The sequence below is a fragment of the Micromonospora sp. B11E3 genome (genome assembly GCF_039871625.1).
Lineage (GTDB): Bacteria > Actinomycetota > Actinomycetes > Mycobacteriales > Micromonosporaceae > Micromonospora.
Map to the genome: position 1 here is coordinate 1 of NZ_JBDPMC010000266.1, position 507 is coordinate 507.

The following is a 507-nucleotide window of genomic DNA, read 5'->3' on the forward strand; positions in this document are numbered from 1 at the left end:
AAGGCGCCGGCGTACACGGCTGGAAGCAGGCCCTGAACTCACTGGAAATCTTCTTCCCGGGCCGCATCCCCGTCGATGTCCGATAGTTAGACAGGATAGGACGTTACACAGAAAATCGGACAGGCCCGACTTCCGAGGTGTGGCTGGTCAACGCCAGAGACGTCAAGCACCTGCCCGGCCGGCCCAAGACCGACAAGCTCGATGCGGTATGGCTGTGCAAGGTCGCTGAACGAGGCATGATCCGCCCGAGTTTTGTTCCTCCCGCGCCCATCCGTGAGCTTCGGGACCTGACCCGCTACCGGGTCGACCTGATCGGTGAGCGGGGACGGGAGAAGAACCGGGTGGAAAAGCTCCTCGAAGACGCCCAGATCAAACTGTCTGTGGTCGCCAGCGACATCTTCGGCGTCTCCGGCCGGGCGATGCTCGACGCCCTGGCCGCCGGGCAGCGTGACCCGCGCACCCTGGCGCAGTTGGCCCGCACCCGCATGCGCACCAAGCTACGTGACC

The 507-nt window shown here is 64.5% G+C and carries 1 protein-coding gene; it reads left to right on the plus strand.

From position 1 onward, the window contains the following. Positions 1-137: 137 nt before the first annotated feature. On the plus strand, positions 138-507 hold a 370-nt coding region (locus ABGB16_RS34005), incomplete at its 3' end, for a transposase (RefSeq protein WP_347672137.1).